The organism is Streptosporangium sp. G12, assembly GCF_052983175.1.
The window spans coordinates 141,194-163,206 of record NZ_JBRIQO010000025.1; the positions used below are offsets into that span (position 1 = coordinate 141,194).

19 protein-coding genes and 1 pseudogene are annotated in these 22,013 nt (G+C 70.8%); 10 read left to right on the forward strand and 10 right to left on the reverse strand.

The features are described 5' to 3' along the window. Positions 1 to 10 precede the first annotated feature (10 nt). Positions 11 to 154, forward strand: a complete 144-nt coding sequence (locus tag ACVCAG_RS33835) for a hypothetical protein (RefSeq protein WP_440087305.1) — start codon at positions 11 to 13, stop codon at positions 152 to 154. A gap of 129 nt (positions 155 to 283) precedes the next feature. Beyond that, the gene (locus ACVCAG_RS33840) at positions 284 to 928 is read left to right on the forward strand and encodes a LysE family transporter (protein WP_440087304.1); all 645 of its coding nucleotides are present in this window, start codon (positions 284 to 286) and stop codon (positions 926 to 928) included. Between the two features lie 15 nt (positions 929 to 943). Here ACVCAG_RS33840 and ACVCAG_RS33845 read toward each other — a convergent pair whose 3' ends face one another. Both ACVCAG_RS33845 and ACVCAG_RS33850 read right to left on the reverse strand, forming a co-directional pair. After that, on the reverse strand, positions 944 to 1,534 hold the full coding sequence (locus ACVCAG_RS33845; RefSeq protein WP_440087303.1) for a DUF4865 family protein: 591 nt from the start codon (positions 1,532 to 1,534) through the stop codon (positions 944 to 946). A gap of 36 nt (positions 1,535 to 1,570) precedes the next feature. Then, the gene (locus tag ACVCAG_RS33850; RefSeq protein WP_440087302.1) at positions 1,571 to 1,942 is read right to left on the reverse strand and encodes a VOC family protein; all 372 of its coding nucleotides are present in this window, start codon (positions 1,940 to 1,942) and stop codon (positions 1,571 to 1,573) included. A 303-nt stretch (positions 1,943 to 2,245) separates the two neighbouring features. Between ACVCAG_RS33850 and ACVCAG_RS33855 the strand changes: the two genes are divergently transcribed. Then, complete coding sequence (locus ACVCAG_RS33855) at positions 2,246 to 3,961, forward strand: FAD-dependent monooxygenase (protein WP_447191098.1); 1,716 nt, start codon at positions 2,246 to 2,248, stop codon at positions 3,959 to 3,961. Positions 3,962 to 4,042: 81 nt separating this feature from the next. Here ACVCAG_RS33855 and ACVCAG_RS33860 read toward each other — a convergent pair whose 3' ends face one another. From ACVCAG_RS33860 to ACVCAG_RS33880, 5 genes and pseudogenes are all read right to left on the reverse strand, one after another. Continuing rightward, complete coding sequence (locus ACVCAG_RS33860) at positions 4,043 to 4,942, reverse strand: hypothetical protein (protein ID WP_440087300.1); 900 nt, start codon at positions 4,940 to 4,942, stop codon at positions 4,043 to 4,045. Beyond that, complete coding sequence (locus ACVCAG_RS33865) at positions 4,942 to 5,352, reverse strand: hypothetical protein (protein ID WP_440087299.1); 411 nt, start codon at positions 5,350 to 5,352, stop codon at positions 4,942 to 4,944. The genes ACVCAG_RS33860 and ACVCAG_RS33865 overlap by 1 nt, the downstream gene beginning before the upstream one ends. 263 nt (positions 5,353 to 5,615) lie before the next feature. After that, complete coding sequence (locus tag ACVCAG_RS33870) at positions 5,616 to 8,633, reverse strand: CHAT domain-containing protein (protein WP_440087298.1); 3,018 nt, start codon at positions 8,631 to 8,633, stop codon at positions 5,616 to 5,618. A 307-nt stretch (positions 8,634 to 8,940) separates the two neighbouring features. After that, entirely contained in the window at positions 8,941 to 10,143 is a 1,203-nt protein-coding gene (locus tag ACVCAG_RS33875) for a cellulase family glycosylhydrolase (RefSeq protein WP_440087424.1), read from the reverse strand. 51 nt (positions 10,144 to 10,194) lie between these two features. Then, positions 10,195 to 10,596, reverse strand: a pseudogene (locus ACVCAG_RS33880) (cellulose binding domain-containing protein); the annotation flags it as partial. A 184-nt stretch (positions 10,597 to 10,780) separates the two neighbouring features. On the opposite strand from ACVCAG_RS33880, the gene ACVCAG_RS33885 reads away from it, so the two are divergent. Then, positions 10,781 to 11,782 carry a carbohydrate-binding protein gene (locus ACVCAG_RS33885; RefSeq protein ID WP_440087297.1) on the forward strand — a complete coding sequence of 334 codons (1,002 nt, stop codon included), beginning with the start codon at positions 10,781 to 10,783 and terminating at the stop codon, positions 11,780 to 11,782. Between the two features lie 57 nt (positions 11,783 to 11,839). Here the strand turns inward: ACVCAG_RS33885 and ACVCAG_RS33890 are convergent, their stop codons facing one another. Continuing rightward, entirely contained in the window at positions 11,840 to 13,066 is a 1,227-nt protein-coding gene (locus ACVCAG_RS33890; protein WP_440087296.1) for a leucine-rich repeat domain-containing protein, read from the reverse strand. A 225-nt stretch (positions 13,067 to 13,291) separates the two neighbouring features. Here ACVCAG_RS33890 and ACVCAG_RS33895 point away from each other — a divergent pair, with 225 nt between their 5' ends. Continuing rightward, complete coding sequence (locus ACVCAG_RS33895; RefSeq protein WP_440087294.1) at positions 13,292 to 14,464, forward strand: glycosyltransferase; 1,173 nt, start codon at positions 13,292 to 13,294, stop codon at positions 14,462 to 14,464. 205 nt (positions 14,465 to 14,669) lie between these two features. On the opposite strand, the gene ACVCAG_RS33900 is transcribed toward ACVCAG_RS33895, so the two are convergent. Next, complete coding sequence (locus tag ACVCAG_RS33900; protein ID WP_440087293.1) at positions 14,670 to 15,089, reverse strand: hypothetical protein; 420 nt, start codon at positions 15,087 to 15,089, stop codon at positions 14,670 to 14,672. A gap of 90 nt (positions 15,090 to 15,179) precedes the next feature. On the opposite strand from ACVCAG_RS33900, the gene ACVCAG_RS33905 reads away from it, so the two are divergent. From ACVCAG_RS33905 to ACVCAG_RS33920, 4 genes are all read left to right on the forward strand, one after another. Beyond that, a complete protein-coding gene (locus ACVCAG_RS33905; protein WP_440087292.1) occupies positions 15,180 to 16,073 on the forward strand; it encodes a hypothetical protein in 894 nt (297 codons plus the stop codon). Between the two features lie 198 nt (positions 16,074 to 16,271). Then, positions 16,272 to 17,378 carry an RNA-guided endonuclease TnpB family protein gene (locus ACVCAG_RS33910; RefSeq protein ID WP_440087291.1) on the forward strand — a complete coding sequence of 369 codons (1,107 nt, stop codon included), beginning with the start codon at positions 16,272 to 16,274 and terminating at the stop codon, positions 17,376 to 17,378. A gap of 403 nt (positions 17,379 to 17,781) precedes the next feature. Further along, on the forward strand, positions 17,782 to 18,609 hold the full coding sequence (locus ACVCAG_RS33915) for a methyltransferase domain-containing protein (RefSeq protein ID WP_440087290.1): 828 nt from the start codon (positions 17,782 to 17,784) through the stop codon (positions 18,607 to 18,609). Between the two features lie 859 nt (positions 18,610 to 19,468). Continuing rightward, positions 19,469 to 20,344: a TIGR02452 family protein gene (locus tag ACVCAG_RS33920; protein WP_440087289.1), complete on the forward strand. Its 876-nt coding sequence runs from the start codon at positions 19,469 to 19,471 to the stop codon at positions 20,342 to 20,344. A gap of 165 nt (positions 20,345 to 20,509) precedes the next feature. Here the strand turns inward: ACVCAG_RS33920 and ACVCAG_RS33925 are convergent, their stop codons facing one another. Further along, positions 20,510 to 21,151, reverse strand: a complete 642-nt coding sequence (locus tag ACVCAG_RS33925) for an NAD(P)H-binding protein (protein ID WP_440087288.1) — start codon at positions 21,149 to 21,151, stop codon at positions 20,510 to 20,512. A gap of 84 nt (positions 21,152 to 21,235) precedes the next feature. Between ACVCAG_RS33925 and ACVCAG_RS33930 the strand changes: the two genes are divergently transcribed. After that, positions 21,236 to 21,868, forward strand: coding sequence for a TetR family transcriptional regulator (locus ACVCAG_RS33930; protein ID WP_440087287.1), 633 nt, complete (start codon positions 21,236 to 21,238; stop codon positions 21,866 to 21,868). The last annotated feature ends 145 nt before the right edge of the window (positions 21,869 to 22,013 follow it).

Genomic DNA, 22,013 nt, shown 5'->3' on the forward strand with positions numbered 1-22,013 from the left:
ATGTCACCCGTTGGATCCGGCCACGCACGTGGGGCGGGGCAGCTACATCAGCCGCGAGGCGCGGTTACCCGATGGCCGCAGCCACCTCGAGCGCACCGCCGACACCGTGATCGCGCTCATCCGCGCCCACTACGACGCCCACCACAACAGATGATCCGTCGCCAGGGGAGCCGGCCAGAGCGCGGGAGGTGCGGACGGCGGGCGCCGGGGCAGCGGTCCGGTTCCGGGCCAATCTCGGGAATTGGCCGTTCTTTCGGTGCGGGAGCTGCTCGATGATGTGCTCATGATCTCAGTCAGCGCCCTCGCGGGCATCGCCGCGGTCGCCCTCGGCCTGGTGCTCACACCCGGTCCCAACATGATCTACCTGGTGTCGCGGTCGGTGACGCAGGGACGCCTGGCCGGCATGATCTCGCTGGCGGGCGTCGCGGCGGGCTTCCTGGTCTACCTGCTGGCGGCGGTGGCCGGAATCGCCGTGATCTTCGCGATGGTGCCCGCCCTCTACGTCGCGATCAAGCTCGCGGGCGCCGCGTACCTGCTGTGGCTGGCCTGGCAGACGATCCGGCCCGGCGCCCGGCCGGTCTTCGCGCCGGGCGTCCTTCCCGCGGACCGCCCGCGGCGGCTGTTCTCCATGGGGCTGGTCACCAACCTGCTCAACCCCAAGATCGCCATCCTGTACGTGTCGCTGCTGCCGCAGTTCGTCGATCCCGCACGTGGTGACGTCGGCACGCAGAGCCTGCTGCTGGGCGCCACCCAGATCGTCATCGCCCTGTCGGTCAACGCGCTGATCGTGCTGACCGCGGGCTCGGTCGCGGCCTTCCTCGGCGGGCGGCCCACCTGGATGCGCGTGCAGCGCTATCTGATGGGCGCCGTGCTCGGCGGGCTCGCCCTCCGCATCGCCACCGACCGCTCGCCCGCCGTGGCCGCGTAGGGGCATTCGTCCCGGTCACCAGTGGCGGCCCGTCGCGATGTCGTCCAGATGCGGTGTCGACAGGTGCAGCACCCGGTAGGCGGTCCCGTCCCCCTCCCCGGGAACCTCGTGCTCCCACAGCGTGAAGCGCACCAGCTCCCAGTGCCGGGGGTCGACGGCGAGGGCCGCGGAGTGCACGCCCGCCGTGCCGGCGTGCCGCCGCAGCCCGGACAGGGCCCGCTCGACCACGGCCGCGGGGTCGGTGTCGGCGGGGATCGGGTCGGTACGGAGCGAGGCCGCGCGGGGGACCGCCGCCGACGACGGTCCCCGCTCGTAGCCGGCGCCGGTCCAGTGCCGGACCACGGGCCTGCCGAAGTCGCGCACGATGTTCTGGAAGCCGCCTCCGCCCCACAGGAAGGCGTTCATCCCGGCCGGCGAGCTCCACAGGTAGAACGGCGCGTACTGGTTGACCGCGGAGCCGTCCACGCCCCGCTCCCTGATCAGGTACGCCTTGAGTCCCAGCCCGGCGTAGCCGTCGAGTGCGTGCCCCCTGGTCGCCACCCGCTCACGGATGATCCCCATGTCGTAGTCGGCGGGCAGCCCGATCTCGTACTGCATGGCGTGCATGGAAGGAGACCTCCTGGTGGGGTCCGGAACGGGTCCTCAGCCGTGGCTGAGGTCGATGACGCAGAAGAGGTTGCCCTCGGGGTCGGCGAGGACCACGAAGTCGGGGTCGTCCGGGTAGAGGTCCCAGGCGACCTGTTCGGCGCCCAGTGACACCAGCCGCTCGACCTCGGCCGCCTGCTCCGCGGCGTCGGAGGCGAACAGGTCGAGGTGCATTCGGGGGTGCTCCTGGACCGGCGTCCGCGTCATGCCGAGCGCCAGCGGGACGCCGTTCCCCTCCACGGGCCCGATCACGGTCCAGCCGTCCCCGGCCTGCCCCTCGCGGGGTGCGTAGTCCAGTGCCCGCGTCCAGAACCCGACGGCGCGTCCCATGTCGGTGACGCCCAGCACCACCTGCCCGATCCTCGCCATGTCCCAATCCTGGCAGGAACCCCCACCCCGGGGAAATCCGGCATCCCGGTGTCACGGCCGCGCCCGGACGCCCTTCTCATGGGGGGCTCCCGACTTTGTGTCAACTGTGGTTGACGCGAGCATTTCGTCAACTTATATTGACAGCAGCGGGAGGTGCGCGGGCCCGGAGCGGGCCCCGCCGGCTGGTCGGATACGGGCTTCGCACCCGCTTCCGGCCGCCCCGGCTCCCGGCGGGCGACGTGTCACCGCGCCCGTTTCCCTCATTCGACCAAGTGCGACCAAGTGCGACCAAGGAGGTGCCCGATGTCCGTTGACGTCGTGATCGCCGGTGGCGGCCCGAACGGGCTGATGCTGGCCTGCGAGCTGAGCCTGGCCGGTGTCCGCCCGGTGCTGCTGGAGCGGCTGCCGGAACCGGGTGACGAGCCCAGGGCCAACGGCCTGGTCGGGGAGGTGGTCAGGGTTCTCGACGGCCGGGGCCTGTACCGGCGCTTCACCGGCGCCTCGGAACCCCCGGCGCCGGTGCCGTTCTTCATGTTCGGCGGCATGCTCCTGGATCTGAGCGCGCTGGATCCCGGCCCGTTGCACACCCTTCCGATCCCGCAGCGCCGCCTGGAGCAGCTGCTGCAGGAGCGGGCGCTCGAGCTCGGGGTGGAGATCCGGCGCGGTCACGAGCTGGTCGACATGTCGCAGGACGAGGACGGCGTCACCGTCGACGTCCACGCCCCCGACGGCGACTACGAGCTGCGCGCCCGCTACCTGGTCGGCTGCGACGGCGCCCACAGCCTCGTACGCAAGAAGGCGGGCATCGGCTTCCCCGGGGTCACCACCGAGGACGTCGTGTCCCGCAGCGCCCACGCCGCCCTGCCCGCCTCCCTGCTCGACCCCGCGACCGGCGAGCTGCTGCTGGCCGGGGAACGCTGGAGGCCGTTCATGATCCATCGCACCGCGCACGGCGTGTTCGCCCTCGCGTCGTTCGAGCCCGGCGTCCATCTCATCACCACCATGGAGTGGGGGCGGGAGCAGGTCGACGAGCGGGTGCCGATGACCCTGGAAGAGCTGCGCGACAGCGTGCGCAGGGTGCTCGGGGCCGACCTGCCGATGAGCCCGCCCGGCGGGCGCGGCCCCCACGTGCTCCGCCGTCTCACCGGCGGCAACACCCGCCTGGCCGACCGCTACCGCGCCGGACGCGTGCTGGTGGCCGGGGACGCCGCGCACGTCCACTCGGCGGCCGGTGGTCCCGGGCTCAACCTCGGCCTGCAGGATGTCGTGAACCTCGGCTGGAAACTCGCCGCCGAGGTTCACGGCTGGGCGCCGCCGGGACTGCTCGACACCTACCACGACGAGCGGCACCCCGTCGGCGAGCGGGTCGTCATGCACACCCAGGCGCAGTCCGCCCTGCTCGCGCCCGGGGGAGAGGTCACCGCGCTGCGCACGCTCTTCGCCGAGCTGCTCGACCACGACGAGAACCGGCGGCGCGTCGCCGAGCTCATCGCCGGCTCCGACATCCGCTACGACATCCGCTACGACATGGCCGGCGTCGGGACGCCCTCCGGCACGGCCGGCGGGGACGTCCGCCCTGACACGGGCCACCCCGGCACGGGCGGCCCCGGCACGGGCGGCCTCGGCACGGGCGGCCTCGGCACGGCCGGCAGCGGCGTTCGCCCTGGCGCGGCCGGTACCGGTCCGGCGCCGCACGCCCTTCTCGGAGGCCTGGCACCGGAGCTGTCCCTCGCCACGGACGCGGGCACCACGCGGCTCGCCGACCTGACCCACGGCGCCCGCCCGCTCCTGCTCGACCTCGGTGGCGGGAACGCGCTGGCCGAGACGGCGGCGGGCTGGAAGGACCGGGTGGACCTCGTCACCGCCGTCACCGCCGTTCCCGACCGGCGGGTCCCCGCCGGGCTCCTGGTCCGCCCTGACGGCTACGTCGCCTGGACGGCCCCGGACGAGGGGACGGGCGTCCCGGCGGACCACGGTCTCCGCGAGGCGCTGTCCACCTGGTTCGGCGCCCCCGCGTGAGCCGTCGGTTTCGAACCCATCGGCTCGGAAGAAGGCCGGCTCCGAATGTTCGCCACCGAGCCGTGGGCGACGGCCCGGCTCTCATCCGAGATGACGCGTGAGTGCCTCTCCGAGCTCGGGATCGAGTGGTCCCCGCTCCGCCATTCCCAAAGCGACCGCCAGAGCCACCGCGTGTACGCGGGCCGCAGCCTCGACCAGCCCCGCGTAGGAATCGGCGGACGCACGCACCCGGCGCCACGCGGTGAGGCCGAGCACCAAGGCGATGGGCGCCGCCGGCCACCACCACCACGCCAGCGGCGCGTACAGCACCGCCCACGCCCCGAGAACGAAGGCACGCGACAGGTTGGCGCGGGCGGTGGTGACGTCGGCGCGGACGGGTTCGGGCAGCACGGTCCACAGATGCGGCCACAGGGGTGCCAGGTCGAGATGGAAGGCGTCCAGCCGCAGGGCGATGGCGTGGATGCGATCACCACTCCACGTGGGGCGTTCCGGCCGAAGCAGGCTGATCCGGCCGCGGATCCGGGCGGCCCGGTGACGGGCGGCGGGGTTCGGGCGCCGGGCGGGGTCGGGATGCAGAGCCTTGCGGAGTTCTGCCCGGTGGTCGCGATCCGCCGTGTCCCAACGGGTCTGGCGGCGCCCGACCCACCATGCGGCGGCACGCCAGGCGAGAGGCGGCCAGCTTCGCCAGTCGCCCGCCAGCACCATGGTCTCGATCACGGAGCCGAGACCCTGGGCGAGCAGGCCCGCGGTCGCGGCGGCGCCGAGGATGGCGGCCAGGAGGACGATCTGGCTGCCGAGGCCGGTCAGGTCCTTGGCGACCTCGGTGATGTGGCGGGTGAGTTCGGCGACGTCGAGGCCGTGTCCGTGTCCCAGTGTGACCGCGACGGCCACGACGGCGAGATAGAGCGCGCCGGGCAGGACCAACAGAGACAGCCAGCGTTCTGCGAGTTTCTTGGTCAGCTCGGTGACCATGTCACTCATCAGGCCAGACGTTCCCGGTCGAGCCGTCGCCCGTCGGCGAGGTCGCAGGTGGGCGGGAAGGTCCGGACCTCTTCGCGCAGCCGGCCGGCGCAGCGGCCCAGCGGGCAGCGGTAGACGATCTCCAGGCTCTCCACGCCCGGCAGCTCGCCGGGGTGACGATTCAGGTTGCCGTAGATGCCCCAGCTGTCGCCGGTGGCTCGGATCACGGCCTCGTGCACGACGTCCAGCAGCTGCACGAGTTCCTTCGGCGTGGTCTCGGCGGAGCGGGCCGCGGCCGGCAGTGCCCGGAGTGCCGGGTTATCGCCGAGTTCGGCACGTAACAGGGCGAGTTCGTGGCAGACGTAGGCGAGCCCTGCCGCGATGCGCGGCCACAGGTCGGCTTCGTCACCCGGACCGGCCAAGGCTGGCATCGGTGACCTCCCTACGGTCGCGACCCTACACCGCAGGAGACATCCAGCGGGAGAGCCCGAAGGCGGCCGCGGACATCGAAGAGGCCGGGATCGCACCGGGGCGAATCCTCGCCAGGGCGCGCGCCGAAGGAGTGCGGACCGTCTTCGGTTCAAGGCCGATCAGTACGGTGAGGCGCTCTCGCAGGCCGATGACCCCACCTCGTGGTACGCCTCGGCTTTCAGGACAGGGAAATCCCAGAGGCGGGCCGCATGATGCTCATGTCTCAGGCGCCGGCGTGGATGTGAGAGGCCCACAGGGAGGGGGTGATGGGGTAGCGGTCGCGGATGGTCCGGATGGCGTGGTGCAGGGCGTGGGCGGCCTGACGGGTCTCGAGGACGCCGGGTGCGGTGGCGAGGGTGGCGTAGAAGGCGTCGGCGACGGTGACGGCGACTTCGTCGTCAATCTGCCAGAGGGTGCCGATGACGTGGGGGAACCCGGCGAGCTGGAAGGCTGAGGACAGATGGATGGCCTCATCCAGCAGATCGGCGGCGGCGGTGACGGCAGTACTACAGGCCGACAGGTAGGCGAGGTGCGCGTGGTCGAGCGCGACGGGGGCGAGTCCGGCGACGGTAAGAGGATCGTTGTGGTGGTCATGGAGCAGCAGGCGGCTGGCGGAGGGGTCGGAGGGATCGGTGTAACCGTGGCAGGCGAAGTGGACGATGGCGCAGTCGAGCAGGTGGGCGAGGACGTTGTTCTTTGTCGGCAGGTCGGCGGGCGCGTCTCCGGGGGTGGCTGGTTCGGTGAGCAGCATGGGGTTGGGCAGCCGGGTGCGCAGCATGGCGGCTTCGGCGGGCACCTGGGGCAGCAGGCCGTCACCGGGCAGGCCGGGAGTGGTGGGCATCGCGACGATCAACGACCGGGCGGCGGCGGTGAGCGGAGTGGTGGCTTGGGCGCGGGCGTGTGCCAGGGCCCCGATGGTGGGAGTGTAGGAGGACACGACCCGGTCCATTACGGTCCGGTGCCGTGGGTCGGCCGGCCGGGTGTGGTGGCCGGCGGCGTGGATCGGGAGCTGTCCCAGGAGCCCGCCGGGCACCCACCACACGCGCGGCCACGGCCGTCCCGGCGGAGGCGGCCGGTGATAGCCGAGCGCGTCCAGAACTGGTCCGGTGGCATTTTCCCAGAGCCATTCAAGGATCTGCCGGATCGTCGTCTGGGCAAGGATCCGGGCCGCTCGCGGACCGGGGGCGCCGGTGGCGCGCAGGGCTTGCCGGAAGGCGTCGATCATGTCGATCACGGTGTCCTCGTCCAGGCCGGGCAGCCTCAGGGAGGTGACTCCGCCGACGGTCAGCAGCAGAGCATCGCTGCGGATGACACTGATGTTGAACACCACCACCGGCCCGTCGACGGCCTGGGCGAGCAGTTGCTCGGTCGCGGGTGGCAGAGCGAAGGAGCCGAAGCCTTCCAGGCCGCGGATCTCGGCCAGCAGGTCGGTGAACGCTCCGGCCAGGTGGCGTCGGTCCTGGATCGTCCGGCGGAGCGCATCGGCGGGATCGTCGAGCGGTGTGCTCGCCGGATCCGGTGTGAAGGCTTCCGGTGGCTGGTCCAGCAGGTCACGCAGGTCCACGAATCGAGTGGCCAAGTGCGGATGCCGTTCGCGGAGATCTGTGAGGTCGTTGCGAGTGTGCAGGGCCTGGCTCAGCAGCACTCCCCTGCCGATCTCCAGCAGCCGCAATGCGCGGACCGCTCGCTCCCCGGCAGACGCGGCCTGGTCCTCCAGGATTATCGAGGCGGCTTCACTGGCCAATCCGGCGAACGTGCCGATCGCGTACCGCTGGTCACCTGGCTCCAGATGCCGTGGAGCGACTTCGGGAAGCAGCCTCACCGCCTCCTCGGCCAGGTCGGCCGCCAGGCCAAGCTGCTGCGCCCCCGCGGCGAGCGGAGCGGCCGCCCGGCCGGCCCAGATACGGGCCGACGGCGCCGCTGTCGTAACGGAGGCAGCTTGTGCGTGCGCCTGCAACGCGGCATCCCAGTCCGCCTGCGCCGTGCTGCGCTCGAACCGGCCCATCAGCGCGGACCCCAGATTGAACAGGTGCTTGATGAGGTTGGGGTCGTCGGCGGGTGCGGCGTTGGCCGCCTCGCGAAAGCTGTTGACGGCGGTCTCCAGATCGGCCATGTTCCTGTCGCGCTCGTATCGGGACATCAGCGCGTTCCCCAGGTTCGACAGCATCGCGGGGCGGTTGGGGTGGTCGGCGGGGGTGGCGTCCAAAGCCTCCCGTCCGACGTCGAGGGCACTGTCCAGGTCCGCCGTCACCCCGCTGTCTCGAAACCGGGCATGCAGCGCGATCGCCAGGTCCGACAGGCGACTGGCGTGATCTGGATGGTCGGCGGGGGTGGCGGCCGCCGCCTCACGGAGAGTGTTGACGGCGGTCTCCAGATCGGCCACGTTCCCGTTGCGCTGGTATCGGGACACCAGCGCGTTCCCCAGGTTCGACAGATACAGGGTGCGCTCGGGGTGGTCGGCGGGGGCGGCGTCCACCGCCTGCAGGCTGATCTTGACGGCGGCATCCAGGTCGGCCAGTGCTCCCCTGTGCTCGAACCGGAAGCGCAGTGCCCTCCCCAGGTTCGACAGGAAACCCGCGCGAACGGGATCGTCGGCAGGGGTGGCGGCGATCGCCTGGCGGCCGGCTTCGATGGCGCTATCCAGATCGTCCAGCACACCGCTGCGCAGGAACCGGGTCTGCAGCGCGCCCCCCAGGTTCGACAGGACGCCAGGGCGGGCGTGGTGGTTGTCGGCGGGGGCGGCGTCTACCGCCTCGCGGAGGGCGTCGATGGCGTTGTCCAGGTCATCCGGCACCCCACCGCGTAAATACCGGGTCTGCAGTGCGGTCCCCAGGTTCGACAAGCGCCCGAAGCGGTTGGGGTGATCGGCTGGTGTGGCGGCAAGGATGCGGTGACAGAGCTGTGTCGTCGCCGACAGCAGCCTCTGGTCGGAGGAGCTGATGCTCTCGTTGAGCAATGCCACGGCGGTGGCGCCCGCCTCGTCGGCCAGGAGTGGAAGCAGCGGTTCCGGCAGCTCGCCGACGCCCAGGACGAAGCAAGGGGTGAGCATGCTGATCGCGGCGTTCAACTCCTGCTCGGACTGTTCTTCCGGCAGCCCCTGGTAGCGGCTCCAGTGCAGCCAGCCCAGTAGCAGTACTGCGTGCAGGGCATCTGGGTCGAGTTCGTCGAGCGCTCGAGCGAGGAAGGGCGCCAGCGTCACCATGGCGTCATCGTCCGTCGGCCCCTGGTCCGGTTCGCTCATCGGCTCATCCAACCACCGCTTGTGCACCTGTTCGGCGCGTTCCGTTACCAATGGTGAGGTTAACTCTCCATGTAATGGCCCGCCGAGGATCCGGCCGATATCTTCTGGGCCGGGCTCGACGAAGCCACTCGAACGGTGACCAGGCGACCGGCCGGCCCGCCGCTCCGGGCTCTCGGTGCCGACGCCCGCCTCGGCCGCTCCGCCGGGGGAGGAGCCGGCCGCTCCGCGCGGGAGGAGGGAGACCGGCTTTCGCGCCGGTCTCCCTCCTGGTCGTCACGGTTCTTTCCGGCTCGCCGGTGGGAACCGGTCAGAAGTCGTCGGCGGTGCGGATCCGGTCACGGATCCAGACGCCGGCCTCCTTCAGCGACGAGGTGCCGGTCCAGGGGCCGCCGGCGTCGCAGGTGCCGGTCTTGAAGACCGCGCCGGAGCGGTGGTCGTCGGAGAAGTTCCAGTTCACCCAGCTGATCTTCTTGCTCGCCATCAGGTCGAGGTAGCGCTGGGACATGGCGAAGTCGTTGGCGTCCTCCCCGGCGTAGTTCTGCGTGCCGAACTCGGTGACGAACATCGGGATGCGGTCGGCCGCGCGGGACAGCGCGTTGAGGTACTCGGTGCCGTGCGAGGCCGCGTAGAAGTGGAAGGTGTACATGATGTTCGAGGCGTTGACCGGGTTGCCCGTCACCTCGGTCTCCGTGGCGCCGTCCGACACCCCGAGCGAGGACCAGGCGCGGGTGCCGACCAGGACGATCCCGTCGGGGTCCTGCGCCCGGATCACCGGGATGATCTGTTCGGCGTAGCCCTTGATGGTGCTCCAGCTCACGCCGTTCGGCTCGTTGGCGACCTCGTAGAGGATGTTCGGCCTGGCGGCGTGCCGCTGGGCGATCTCGGTGAAGAAGGTCCTGGCCCGGGTGAGGTTGTAGTTGGGGTCGCCGGGGGTGAGCATGTGCCAGTCCACGATGACGTACATGCCCTGCGCGCTGACCTGCTCGATGAGCGTGTGCGCGAGGTCGGTGAACGCCCGCGGGTTCGTCTCGTAGCCGCCCTCCTGGACGTACGTGGACAGGCGCACCACGTCGGCCTTCCAGTCGGTCGCCAGCGCGTTCAGCGAGCCGGTCGTGACGCACTGCCGGTACCACTGCAGGCCGTGGGTGCTCATGCCGCGCAGCTGGATCTGCTTGCCGTTCTGGTTGCACAGCTTGGTGCCGCAGACCCGCAGCTGTCCGTTGGCCGCGACCGGCGTGCCGCCGCCGCTGCCCGCCTGGGTCGTCGCCGTGACGGACGCGCTCCTCGCGGACTCGTTGTTCGCGGCGTCGCGGGCGGTGACGGTGTAGGTGTGGGTCGTCGAGGCGGCCAGCCCCGAGACCGTGGCGGTCGTGCCGGTCACGGTGGCGACCACGGCGGAGCCCTCGTAGACCCGGTAGTCCTTGACCGTGCCGCTGTTGTCGGTCGAGGCGTTCCAGGCCAGGCTGATGGAGGAGGACGTCGTGCCGGTGCTGCGCGGGGAGGACGGCACGCTCGGCGGCGTGGTGTCGCCGGGGTTCTGCCCGCCGCCGCAGGGAGCGCCGTTGAGCGTGCAGTTGACCGGCGAGCCCGAGCCGGAGGCGGTGAAGCCGAAGGTGGTGCTCGCCCCGGGGGCCAGGGTGCCGTTGTACTCCCGGTTCCTGAAGGTGTACCGGCTGCCGCTGCTGGTCATCAGGGAGTCCCAGTACGTTCCGAGGCTCGTGCCCGACGGGAGGTCGAAGGAGACCGTCCAGCCGTTCAGCGTGGCGGTCCCGGTGTTCTTGACCGTGTACTGGCCGCTGTAGCCGCTGCCCCAATCCTGCGCCTTGGTGAACGTCGCGGTGTCCGCGTGGGCGGCGGACGGGACGAGCAGGGTGAACAGTAACGTCAGCAGCCCGGTCAGCACCAGGGCTGGGGTGGTGCGCCGCATCATCGCTCCTTGCGTGGGGGGTGGTGGACACGTCATGGCGCTTTATTAGGAAACTTTCCTAACGTGACACGTGACGTTAGGTGGCGCGGGCCTGTCATGCAAGACCCAGATCCCCTTGCCCGCTTAAGAAAATTTAATCGTTAGGAAGCTTTCCTAACGGTTTAGGCCGGGGCAGGATGGCGTTCACCCCCCGATACGCCGCGACTCAGAGGTGGCCGCCATGAAACGTTCACGCACGGCTCTGCTGGTCCTCGCGACCCTGCTGCTCCCGACCTCCGCCCTGCCCGCCTCCGCGGCCGGAGCCGCCGCCTGGCAGCTCCGCTGGTCGCCGGACGCCGCGCAGACGGGCCTGTCCGCCTTCGAGACCATCGAGGACGACCGGGCCGGCTCCCACCCGTCCGCCGCCCCGCACATCAAGGTGTCGGGCGGCGCCTTCCGCTTCGACATGCACACGGCCGACCGCGACACCGCCACGGACCGGCAGCGCCACGAGGTCACCGGGATGCGCAACGGCGGGTCGTACCTGCAGTGGCGGCTCGGCGAGACCTGGCGGGTCACCTACTCGATGTACATCCCGAGCACGCTGAAGGCCACCACCACCTTCACCCACATCATGCAGACCAAGCAGCCAGGCAACGGCACCTCTCCCATCACCGTGACCTCGCTGCGCAGGGTCGCCGGCAAGCAGACCATCGAGCACAAGATCTTCGCCGAGAACGTCCTGGTGGGCCGGACCGACCTCGAACCGCTGCAGGACAAGTGGGTCGACGTCGAGTACGAGATCAAGATCGGGAACGGCACCGCCGGGTCGGTGCGCTGGGTCCTGCGCAGCGGCGGGACCACGGTGATCGACGCCACGAGGACCGGCGTCGACACCTTCCTGGCCGACCGCGTCCGTCCCAAGTGGGGCATCTACCGCTCCCTCGGCGACACCTCGGGTTCGCTGCAGAACACCTACCTGCTTCTTCGCGACATGCGCGGCTACCAGCTGGAGGGCGGGACCACCCCGCCCACCCCCACGCCGACCCCGACGCCCACCCCCACCCGGACGCCGACCCCCACGCCCACCCAGACGGGCACCACGTCCTGGAGGGCCGGCACCGCCTACGCCGTCGGCGCCCAGGTCACCTACTCCGGCGTGAGCTACCGCTGCCTGCAGGCGCACACCGCCCAGGCCGGCTGGGAGCCGTCCACCACCCCCGCCCTCTGGCAGCGCCTCTGAGCCGTGCGCGCCGAGGTCGGCCTGTACGTCCGGGCCCGTGCGCCCGGGCCCGGCCGGTCAGCCGGCCGGGCCCGCGCCCTGCCCGATGATCCGGTCTCCGAACCTGGCGACGAGCTGCGCGCGTACGTGCGCCGGAAGGGCGCAGCCGTGCGCGACGAGCGTGTCGAGCGCGGGCAGGTCGAGGAGGACGGCCCAGTCCTGGACGTCGTCGCAGTAGGAGACGTCGAGGTGGCGGAGGTCCTTCAGGACCTGGAGCGGGGCCAGCGACCGCACGGGCGTGTTCCTGATCGACAGGTGCTCCAGGGTGCGCAGGCCCTCGATGCCGTCCAGGCCGGTCAGCGGCGTCTGCTCCAGATCCAGCCGGGTCAGCGAGGTGAGGGCCGAGATGTCCTCCGGGATGCGGTGCAGGCGGCTGCCGGACAGGTCGAGCTCCTCCACCCCGGAGGGCGCGGCCAGGGCCGAGAGCAGGAGCGCCGGGGGCGGGAGTATCACCGGCCGGGGCTGAGCGAGCACCGGTGACCGTCCCGCGGCGGCCTCCTGCAGGACGCGCCACCTGTCCACCGGCGCCCCGTACCCGCCGAGCCGGACGTAGCCCGACGGCAGCCACGGCGCCACCCGCTCGGCCACGATGTCGTCGCGGTCACCGGCGCCGACGACCCCGGCCAGCAGCCGGCCGTAGTGCTCGTACGCGTGCTCGGCGGGCACGAACAGGTCCGCCACGATGTCCCCGCCCGCGACGAGGACCCCGTCGTTGCCCGAACAGAAGATCACCCCCGCGGCGACGCTGCCGAGCACGAGATGGTCGGCCGCGCTGTGGATCGCGCGGGCCCGCAGGTCACCGGTGACCGCGAGGTAGCTCTCCGAGGCGTCGCCGTCGTCGAGGAGCCCCTCCACCACCAGCCCGCCGATCACGATCAGCGGCGCCTTCACGTCGAGCCAGCCGGGAACGTACGTGTCGCCGAACCAGATCGTGGCCCGGTGCACGATCCACCCCGACTCCGTCCGCTCCGCACCGTCGGGAAAGACCGAGGGCGTCTCGCCGGGAAACGCCAGCGACCACGCCTGCGCGAACAGCAGACCGTAGACGGGAGGCATGATGTGATGCGGCCACTCGCCGGCCTGGGCCGGTCGCCGCAGCCAGGATCCGATCGGGTGCAACTCCTCCGCGATGTCGCCGAAATAGTCCAGCGCCGCCGCGCCGGCCCCGGCCTGCCGCCGGAGCACCGCCAACGCGTCATCGAGACGCTCCGACGCCCCGGAGAAATGCTCATCGGTCAGATCCATGTCACATACCGTACTCATCGCCGCGAAATCCGAAAGCCGTTCGAAGGACGCTCCCGGATGGTGGGCGTGTCGGAGGACCACCGGATGCGACCACGCGGCGACGAAGGGCAAAGTGGATCTTCGCCGGGACGTCGGGTACCGTGCCCGAGGCCCCTGAGCACTCCGGCGCGGCCCGCGAACGCGGACCGGGCGCGGGCCACGGTGACATTGGAAGGATGGACACACATGGAGGCTGGAAATCGCCGGACCCTGCGGTTGCTCGTCACCGGAGGCGGGACCGGTGGTCACACCTACCCCGCGCTGACCACCGTCGCGGCCCTGCGCGACCACGCCGCCGCGCGGGGGCTCGACCTGGACGTGCTCTGGGTCGGTACGGCGGCCGGTCTGGAGGCCCGCGTCGCGGCGGAGCACGGCATCCCGTTCCGCGCCATCACTGCGGGGAAGCTCAGGCGCTCGCCCAACCCACGAGAGCTGGCCACCAACCTCGCGGACCTGTTCCGGATCCCGGTCGGCGTGTTCCAGGCCTTCGGCATCGCCGCCCGCTACCGGCCCGACGTGGTGCTGTCGACCGGCGGGTACGTGTGCGTGCCGCTGGGCGTCGCCTCCCGGTTGCTGGGCCGGCCGCTGGTGATGCACGAGCAGATCACCTCTCTCGGGCTGGCCAACCGCATCCTGTCGCGCTTCGCCCGGCGGATCGCGCTGACCCATCCCTCCTCGGTCGAGCACCTGCCCGCGGGGGTGCGCGACCGGGCCGTCATCACCGGCAACCCGGTGCGTCCCCACCTGCTGCGCGGCAACGTCGACGCGGGACGGCGCCACTTCGGGCTCTCGTCCGACCTGCCCCTGGTCTACGTGACCGGCGGCGCCCAGGGGAGCCGCCAGATCAACACCATGGTCGAGGCGATCCTGCCCGCGCTGCTCTCCCGGGCCCAGGTGATCCACCAGTGCGGTCCCGGCTGGATCGCCCAGTTCACCCGTACCGCCGCCGGGCTCCCCGTGGCGGTGCGCGACCGCTACCGTCCGGTGCCGTACGTCGGCGCCGAGCTGGCCGACGTGTTCGCCGCCGCGGACGTCGTGGTCTCCCGCAGCGGGGCGGGCACGGTCGCCGAGCTGACCGCGGTGGGCAAGCCGTCCGTCCTCATCCCCCTGGTGCCCTCCGCCGCCGACGAGCAGCGCCAGAACGCCCGCTACCTCGCCGAGGCGGGCGCGGCCCGCGCGCTCCTGGAGGACGGCCCCACCGCCGACCATCTCCTGGCCGAGCTCGACGCCCTCCTGCGGGACCCGCACGCCCGTGCCGCCATGGCCGGCGCCGCCGGCGCCCTCGGCCGCGTCGACGCCGCCGACAGCCTGGCCCTGGTGCTCCTGGAGGCGGCGGGGGTGAACGGCAAGGCCGGCTGAGCCCGGTGCCGGGTGTCCGGTGCCCGGGAGGCCGATCGGACGGGAGCGTGACCTTCCCGGCGGGGCCTTCTTCGCCTCTCCGGTCGTCCGCGGACGTCTTCGCCGCCCGGATCGGCGGGAAGGTCGCCTCCGGCCGCTCGTCACCTGACCTGGGGACACGTGGTCCCGTTTTCCGGACGTCCCATTGAAAGGGAAAGCCAGGCACCTAAACGCCGGTCGGGTAACGGCGGGCCACGGCGGGGGGATGCACATGAGGAGACCATGTCCCTCGCGTCCCCAGGAGCCTGCCGACCATGACCGAGCCGTACGGCACCGGGACGGCGGCTCTCCTGTGCCGGGCGGCCCTGGCGGTCGTCGGCCTGCTCGTGCTCGCCGGTTGCGGCGGCGGTGCCGAACCTCCGGTGATCACCGTGACGGTGACTTCGGGCTCCTCGGAGCCGTCGGAGACGGAGGCGACCCTCGCGCCGACGAGCCCTGCGAACACGCCGGAGCCGGAACCGTCGCGGAAGCGGCCCGCTACCGCTCCGATCCCTCCGCCGGGGAAGGCGTGCCCGACCGGTGGCGGGGATCCCGTCGAGGGTCCCTGTCCGAGCATCGACGGCAGGGTGCCGTCGCCCAGTCTCACCGCTCGGCAACCGACACACGAACCGCCCGCATCGTCGCCCTCTCCCGACCCGATCCCCTCCCCGGACCCGCCCTCTCCCCTCCAGACGGGGTGAGCGTGCCACAGGCCGGCCAGGAGCACCCCGAACAGTCCAGGCCGATCGACGTGATAGGGCTGATCACCCTTCTGCTGACCGTAAGCGGCGCGGTGCTCATCTACATGGGATGGGCCTACCTGGACGGCTATCTGGGGTCGTTCCAGCTGAAGGCGACGGACATGGGCTTCGGGGTGGACGAGTACGCCCTGCGGGGCCTGAACATCTTCTCCCCGGCCTTCCTGCCCTTCATGGTCGGCGGTACGGCCGTTCTCCTGGCGGGTACGGCGTACCGGTCGTCGCTGACCGCCGCGCTTCCGCAACGGGTCCGCGCGGCGGGCGCGGCGCTGGCCGCGAGGAGGCAGGTACGGATCGCGGCGGACCCGAGATTCGGCGGAGCCGTCGTGACGGTCTGCGGGGCCGCTCTGGCGTTCGCCGCGCTGGCCGGATGGCAGGTCGACACCTTCGTCGTGCTGGCCCTGAGCGTCATCGGCCCGCTGCTGCTCACCTGGCCGACGCGCGGGCTCGCGATCGGCCGCACGGCGTTCTCCGCCGCCGTGGTGACCTCGGTCTTCTGCCTGTTGTGGGCGGCGTCCCTGCACGCGTACCGCAAGGGAGAGGCCACGGCGGAGCAGCTCGTGGCCTCCCTGCCGCACCACACCTCGGTCGCCATCTACAGCGGGAAGACACTCGCGCTCAACGCTCCGGGAGTCATCCGCGTCACGCTGGCGGACAAGACCTACCCGTTCCGCTACGAGGGTCTGCGCCTGCTGATGACGCGCGGGGATCGTTACTACCTGATCCCTTTGATCACGGTGGCGGACTGGAGGAAGGGGAACGGGCGCACGTTCGTGATCGTCGAGCGTGAGGACCGGCGGGTGGAGCTGCTGCCGGGCACGCGAACCGGATGAGGCACCCCGCGGAAGCCCTCCCGGTGGCCGCGCGGGGGCGGTGTCTCATCGGAAACCTCCGAGGAAACCCCCGCCTTTAGGCGGGGGAGGAATCGGAATCCTGCGGAGCAGGGAAGGGGAAGGCGATTTGCCGCCAGGCGGACCGCCGTATCGAACACACGCACGATTCTTAACTGATCGCGTGATACTATGTGAGGTATGGCGCAGATCGTGAAGCGAGCCTACAAGTTCCGCTTCTACCCGACGAACGAGCAGGCAGCGGAGCTGTCTCGCACGTTCGGCTGCACCCGCCTCGTGTACAACAAAGCCCTCGAACACCGCAGCCGCGCCTACACCATCGAAAGCCGGAAGGTCTCCTACGTGGAGTCGTCGGCAGTGCTGACGGAGTGGAAGAAAACCGGCGACCTCGCGTTCCTGAACGAGGTGTCGTCCGTCCCTCTCCAGCAGGCGCTGCGCCACTTGCAGGCGGCGTTCGCGAACTTCTTCGCCAAGCGGGCAAAATACCCGACGTTCAAGTCCCGTAAGAAGTCGCGGGCGAGCGCTGAATATACCCGCAGCGCCTTCCGGTGGAAGGACGGGAGCCTCACCCTCGCGAAGATGAACGCGCCTTTGAACGTCGTGTGGTCGCGTCCCCTGCCTGAGGGTGCGCAGCCGTCCACGGTAACCGTGTCGAAGGATGCGGCGGGTCGCTGGTTCGTGTCCCTCTTGTGTGAGGACCGCATCCCCCCACTGCCCCCGACCTCCACCGTGGTCGGCGTGGACGCGGGCATCACCGCACTGGCGACGCTCTCCACCGGGGAGAAAATCGCCAACCCCAAGCACGAGCGTGCTGACCGTAAGAAGCTCGCCAAGGCTCAGCGGACCCTCGCCCGCAAGGAGAAGGGTTCGGCGAACCGGGCCAAGGCGAAGCTCAAGGTGGCGCGGGTTCATGCCCGCATCACCGACCGTCGCCGTGATCACCTGCACAAGGTCGCCACTCGTCTCGTCCGTGAGAACCAAACGGTCGTGATCGAAGACCTCACCGTCCGCAACATGGTGAAGAACCACAGCTTGGCCCGCGCCATCTCCGACGCCTCGTGGCGGGAAATGCGGTCCATGCTGGAGTACAAGGCCGCTTGGTACGGGCGGGAGTTGCTGGTCGTGGACCGCTGGTTCCCCTCCTCCAAGCTGTGCTCGGCGTGCGGAACCATCCAGCAGTCTATGCCGCTGGGCGTCCGAGAGTGGGTGTGTGCCTGCGGCGCCGCCCATGACCGAGACGTCAACGCCGCGAAGAACATCCTCGCCGCCGGGCTGGCGGAGAGGTAAAACGCCTGTGGAGCCGGGGTAAGACCTCAACGAGAGTCCTCTCGGGCGGGCAACTGGTGATGAAACAGGAACCCTCACGGGTGACCGTGGGAATCCCCCTCGTTTGCAAGGGGGAGGATGTCAAGGACGAAGGTTTACCGAACAGGCGGCGCAGGCCCGGCACCTGCCGGGGGGCGGCCTGAGTAATCTGGCGACCGCACGAAGTGAAGTGCGGTGACGCCGAGAACTCCGAGAACGCCGAGAATGCCGCACCGCGAGCGTTCGTCCCGGGATTTCCAGGAGATGCCGCGGGTGGGTGAGCGTGCGGTCTCACACGGCCGCACGCTCCCTGGCAGGCGCGTCTTTCATGGAGCCGTCCCGCCACGGGGTTTCACGCGGACCGCCGCTGAGAGGCAGGTTGGTTATGGCCCGTCAGGAAAAGCTCTCGCCCGAGGTGATCGGCGAGATGTACAACCAGCTCACCGATTCCTGCGCCGACGCGTTCGGCGGCAACCTCCACGTCGGCTACTGGACGGACGACTACGACGAGGCGCCCGTCGCGCAGGCGACGGACCATCTCACCGACCTGGTGGCCGAGCGCCTGGAGGTCGTTCCCGGGGAGCGCGTCCTGGACGTCGGCTCGGGCACCGGCAGGCCCGCCGTACGCATCGCCACCGCGCGCGACGTCCACGTCACCGGGGTCACCCTGAGCGAGTACCAGGTGCGGCTGGCCGAGGGCCGCCCCGAGGCGGGCCAGGGCCAGGGGCACGCCGACTTCCAGCTCGCCGACGCGATGTGGCTCCCCTTCGACGACGCCTCCTTCGACGCCGCGTACGCCATCGAGTCACTCGTCCACATGGAGAACCCGGCGGCGGTCCTCGCCGAGATCGCCCGGGTGCTGCGTCCCGGCGGGCGGTTCGTGGTGGGGGAGTGGTACCTGCTCGGTCCTCTCGCCGCCGACGACGCCGCGGACCTGGAGCACTTCTCCCGGAGTTTCAACGTGCACTTCCTGCCCACCGTCGAGGAGTTCTACGAGGCGATGGACCGCGCCGGACTGAAGATCGAGATATTTCACGACATATGGCCAAACATCAGCCGGTCCTTCCAGCTCGTGGGCGACATCCTCCCTGCCTCCGCCATCCGGCTGGGCGGCGAGATCGGCGAGCAGCTCGCCGTCTGCACGGAGATATACCGGCGCTTCGGGGAGATCCCGCAGATCAGCTACGCCCTGTTCACCGCGGTCCGCCGCTGAGAGTTCGTGGCCCTCGGGGATCCGAACAAGGAAACGCGATCCCACCCGATCATTCCGGCCGGGTGGGATCGTTCTGTTTCGTGGGAAATGCGATCCGGTCATTAGTGGATTGCCGTGACCCTTCGTGGCCGATGTGGATATGGGACCCAATGAGCCCTTACCGCCAGCCAGAACAGATAAGTTCAGAGGAAGAGAAAACATAGATCATCAGGCACTGTTGGAACAGAACATGACCCTTGCCGAATGGCTCACGGAGTGGCTGAAAGGCTCGTTCGCAAAAGATTTCAAGCCATCCGGTCTCCGTGCTGTCGCGGCGCACCGCGGCGGTCTACATTGGCCCTTCGTCCTCGGGTGAACTGGTACTTCCGCAGCACCGTGATCACTTTGCCGAACGAGTGGCCCAGCTCGCTACGGCCTGCCTTCGTCTGACGCACCGAGCCTTGCACTTCTACGATCGCCTCCCCCCGCTCACGGGCGGACATGGAACTCACCGGCACACCCGCAAGGAGAATTCGTCAGCGCCCCGTGCGCCGACTCGTCAGACAACGGCCTGGTGGAGGCGCTGCCCGCGTCATCGTCACGAGACGGCTCGGACGGCACGACCTCTCCTGGCATGTGATGTGGCTCCGGCATTGACGGCGGGACCGTACGGTTTTCGGCTCTGCTCACTTTCGGTGGTGACCGAGCGCGCTCGCAGGTGATGAGGAGGCGCTGGAGACGAATCAGGCGGCCACGGAACTCCGCACTGGTCGGCTCTCCCCGGCCATCCGCGCCGGGAAGCCCCTCTCCCACGTTTTTCTCCTATTGAGAATTTCTCAGTATGAGGATAACTTGTGCCCGGGAGGAAGCGGGAGGAATGATGACGCAAGCACGACGGGCGCTCGCCGCGGAGACCGTGGCGATCCTGGAGCGCGGCTGGTACGACCACCCCTCGCGGGGGCGGGTGTCCATCGCGAAAGAGCTCGCCGGTGCCGTCGCGGGCACCCGGCTGTGGGAGCCCGACGAGCCGGTCGGGCCGCTCGCCGTGTCCCCGGTGATGTCCCCGGAGATGTCCCCGGCCGTCGCGACCTCGGTGGAGGTCGTCAACGAGACCTCCCTGTCGGCCGCCCGCCGGATGGTCGAGGCCGGCGGGACCGACGATGACGGTGACGGTGCCGTCGGCTGCCTGAACTTCGCCTCGGCGAAGAATCCCGGGGGTGGTTTCCTGCGGGGGACCCAGGCGCAGGAGGAGAGCCTGGCGTACGCGTCGGGGCTCTACCGCTGCCTGCTCGAGGCGCCGGACTTCTATGCCCTCCACCGGAAACGGGGCGACCCGCTCTACAGTGACCGCGCGATCTTCTCGCCCGCCGTCCCGGTCTTCAGGGACGACCGGGGCGGCCTCCTCGCCCGCCCGTACCCCGTCTCGTTCCTCACCGTGGCCGCGCCGAACGCCGGGGCCATGGACGAGAACGACGAGCGGCGCGCCCGCCTGCCGGAGGTGCTGTTCGAGCGCTCGGGGAGAGCGCTGAGCCTCTTCGCCACCTCGGGGCTGCGCCGGCTCGTGCTGGGCGCGTGGGGGTGCGGGGTGTTCCGCAACTCGCCCGCGCTCGTGGCGGCCTGCTTCGCCACGCACCTCGGCCCCTCGGGCGCCTTCCACGGGCGCTTCGAGCGGGTGGTCTTCGCCGTGCTCGACGACGCCCCCGGAACGCCCGTCCACGACGCGTTCGCCCGGGCGTTCACCGGCGAGCCAGGGTAAGGCGCCGGTCCCGGTGTCCCCGGGATGCCCCGTGCCGGGTCCCGCGGAGTTCCACCGGGTCCTGCCGAGGCCTGTCGGATCCGGGTGACCGCCGGGAACGTCCGGGCCGGCGGCGCTCCCCGTGCCCGTGTCGCGCAGGAACGGGGCGTCGGAGGTTCGAGGAGTTCAGTACGCGATGCCGACCACCTGCCTCACGGTCGCCGGGTCGTCCAGCAGGGCGAGGATCGCGTGGGCCAGGTCGGAGCGGGCGATCGTGCGTCCGCCGGGGACGTTGCCGCCGACGGCCAGCCGGTAGGTCCCGGTGAGAGGCTTGTCCAGCAGGCGGGGCGGCCGCATGACCGTCCAGTCGGTGTCGCCGGCGCGGACGGCCTCCTCCATCGCCCTCAGATCGGTGTAGACGTCCCGCAGGAATCTCTGGATCAGCGGGGTCATGATCCTGCGGTCGAGGAAGGGGTCGCCCTGCGGCGACGGGCCGACCGGGGCCGCGCTCACCGCGACGAAGCGGCGCACCCCGCAGATCTCCATGGCGGACAGGATCCCCCGCGTCGCCGGCGCGACGACGCCGTCCCGGGCGAGCTTCCTGCTGCGCGGGCCCAGACCCGAGATCACGGCGTCCCGTCCCTCCATCGCGGGACGCAACGACCGCGGGTCGGTCACGTCGGCCGTCACCACCCGCACGCCGGTGAGGTCGCCGGGCAACCGCGCGGGATCGCGCACCACCGCCGTCACCTCGTGCCCCGCCTCCAGCGCCTGTCGTACGACCTCCCGGCCCGTACCGCCCGTGGCTCCGCAAACGGTCAGCTTCATGGCGCCCTCCTGGTGGGTAAGTGCTCACTAACCACTAGAGTGAGTGCTCACCCACCCATTCGTCAACCGCGGGGAGCGCCCAGCATGAAGCCGACGCGGGTCCGGATCCTGGACGCGGCCGACCAGCTGATGCGGACCATCGGGCTGGCCCGCACCACCACCAAGGAGATCGCCCGCGCCGCGGGATGCTCGGAGGCCGCGCTCTACAAGCACTTCGACAGCAAGGAGGAGCTGTTCACGTTCGTCCTGAAGGAACGGCTGCCCCGGTTCGCCCCGCTCCTCGCCGAGTTGGAGAGCGGGGAGGCGGACGGGCGCGACGTCGAGGAGACCCTGGCCGAGATCGCCCGGCACGCCGTGGCGTTCTACGCGTCGACCTTCCCGATCGCCGCCTCCCTGTTCTCCGATCCGGCACTGCTGCGACGGCACGGCGAGGAGATGGACAGGCTCGACATGGGCCCGCACAGGCCGCTCGACTCCCTGGCCGCCTACCTGCGCGAGCAGCGTGCCGCCGGGCGCGTCCGCGCCGACGCCGACCCCGAGGCGGCGGCGGCCCTGTTCCTCGGGGCCTGTTTCCAGCGTGCCTTCCTGCAGGCCTTCAGCGGGGAGCGCCCGCCGTCGGGCCCGGCCGCCCGGCCGATCGGCGAGTTCGCCACCGCGCTGGCCAGGACCCTCCTGGACGGCGTCGGGGAGCCGGGGCCGCCCGCCGCCCGGCCGTGATCGCCGCCGGCCCGCGTTCGCGACGTACGGGCCGGCGGTGAGCGACGCGCAGGCCGGGCGGTGAGGCTAGAAGTCCATGTCGCCGCCGCCGGGCATGGCGGGGGCGGCTCCGGCCTTCTCGGGCTTCTCGGCGATGACGGCCTCG

Bases quoted from the DNA above. Each gene is read 5' to 3' on its own strand.
- ACVCAG_RS33840 (WP_440087304.1), top strand. From the start codon at position 284: ATGATCTCAGTCAGCGCCCTCGCGGGCATCGCCGCGGTCGCCCTCGGC.
- ACVCAG_RS33845 (WP_440087303.1), bottom strand. From the start codon at position 1,534: ATGCACGCCATGCAGTACGAGATCGGGCTGCCCGCCGACTACGACATG.
- ACVCAG_RS33850 (WP_440087302.1), bottom strand. From the start codon at position 1,942: ATGGCGAGGATCGGGCAGGTGGTGCTGGGCGTCACCGACATGGGACGC.
- ACVCAG_RS33855 (WP_447191098.1), top strand. From the start codon at position 2,246: ATGTCCGTTGACGTCGTGATCGCCGGTGGCGGCCCGAACGGGCTGATG.
- ACVCAG_RS33860 (WP_440087300.1), bottom strand. From the start codon at position 4,942: ATGAGTGACATGGTCACCGAGCTGACCAAGAAACTCGCAGAACGCTGG.
- ACVCAG_RS33865 (WP_440087299.1), bottom strand. From the start codon at position 5,352: ATGCCAGCCTTGGCCGGTCCGGGTGACGAAGCCGACCTGTGGCCGCGC.
- ACVCAG_RS33870 (WP_440087298.1), bottom strand. From the start codon at position 8,633: ATGAGCGAACCGGACCAGGGGCCGACGGACGATGACGCCATGGTGACG.
- ACVCAG_RS33885 (WP_440087297.1), top strand. From the start codon at position 10,781: ATGAAACGTTCACGCACGGCTCTGCTGGTCCTCGCGACCCTGCTGCTC.
- ACVCAG_RS33890 (WP_440087296.1), bottom strand. From the start codon at position 13,066: ATGGATCTGACCGATGAGCATTTCTCCGGGGCGTCGGAGCGTCTCGAT.
- ACVCAG_RS33895 (WP_440087294.1), top strand. From the start codon at position 13,292: ATGGAGGCTGGAAATCGCCGGACCCTGCGGTTGCTCGTCACCGGAGGC.
- ACVCAG_RS33910 (WP_440087291.1), top strand. From the start codon at position 16,272: ATGGCGCAGATCGTGAAGCGAGCCTACAAGTTCCGCTTCTACCCGACG.
- ACVCAG_RS33915 (WP_440087290.1), top strand. From the start codon at position 17,782: ATGGCCCGTCAGGAAAAGCTCTCGCCCGAGGTGATCGGCGAGATGTAC.
- ACVCAG_RS33920 (WP_440087289.1), top strand. From the start codon at position 19,469: ATGACGCAAGCACGACGGGCGCTCGCCGCGGAGACCGTGGCGATCCTG.
- ACVCAG_RS33925 (WP_440087288.1), bottom strand. From the start codon at position 21,151: ATGAAGCTGACCGTTTGCGGAGCCACGGGCGGTACGGGCCGGGAGGTC.
- ACVCAG_RS33930 (WP_440087287.1), top strand. From the start codon at position 21,236: ATGAAGCCGACGCGGGTCCGGATCCTGGACGCGGCCGACCAGCTGATG.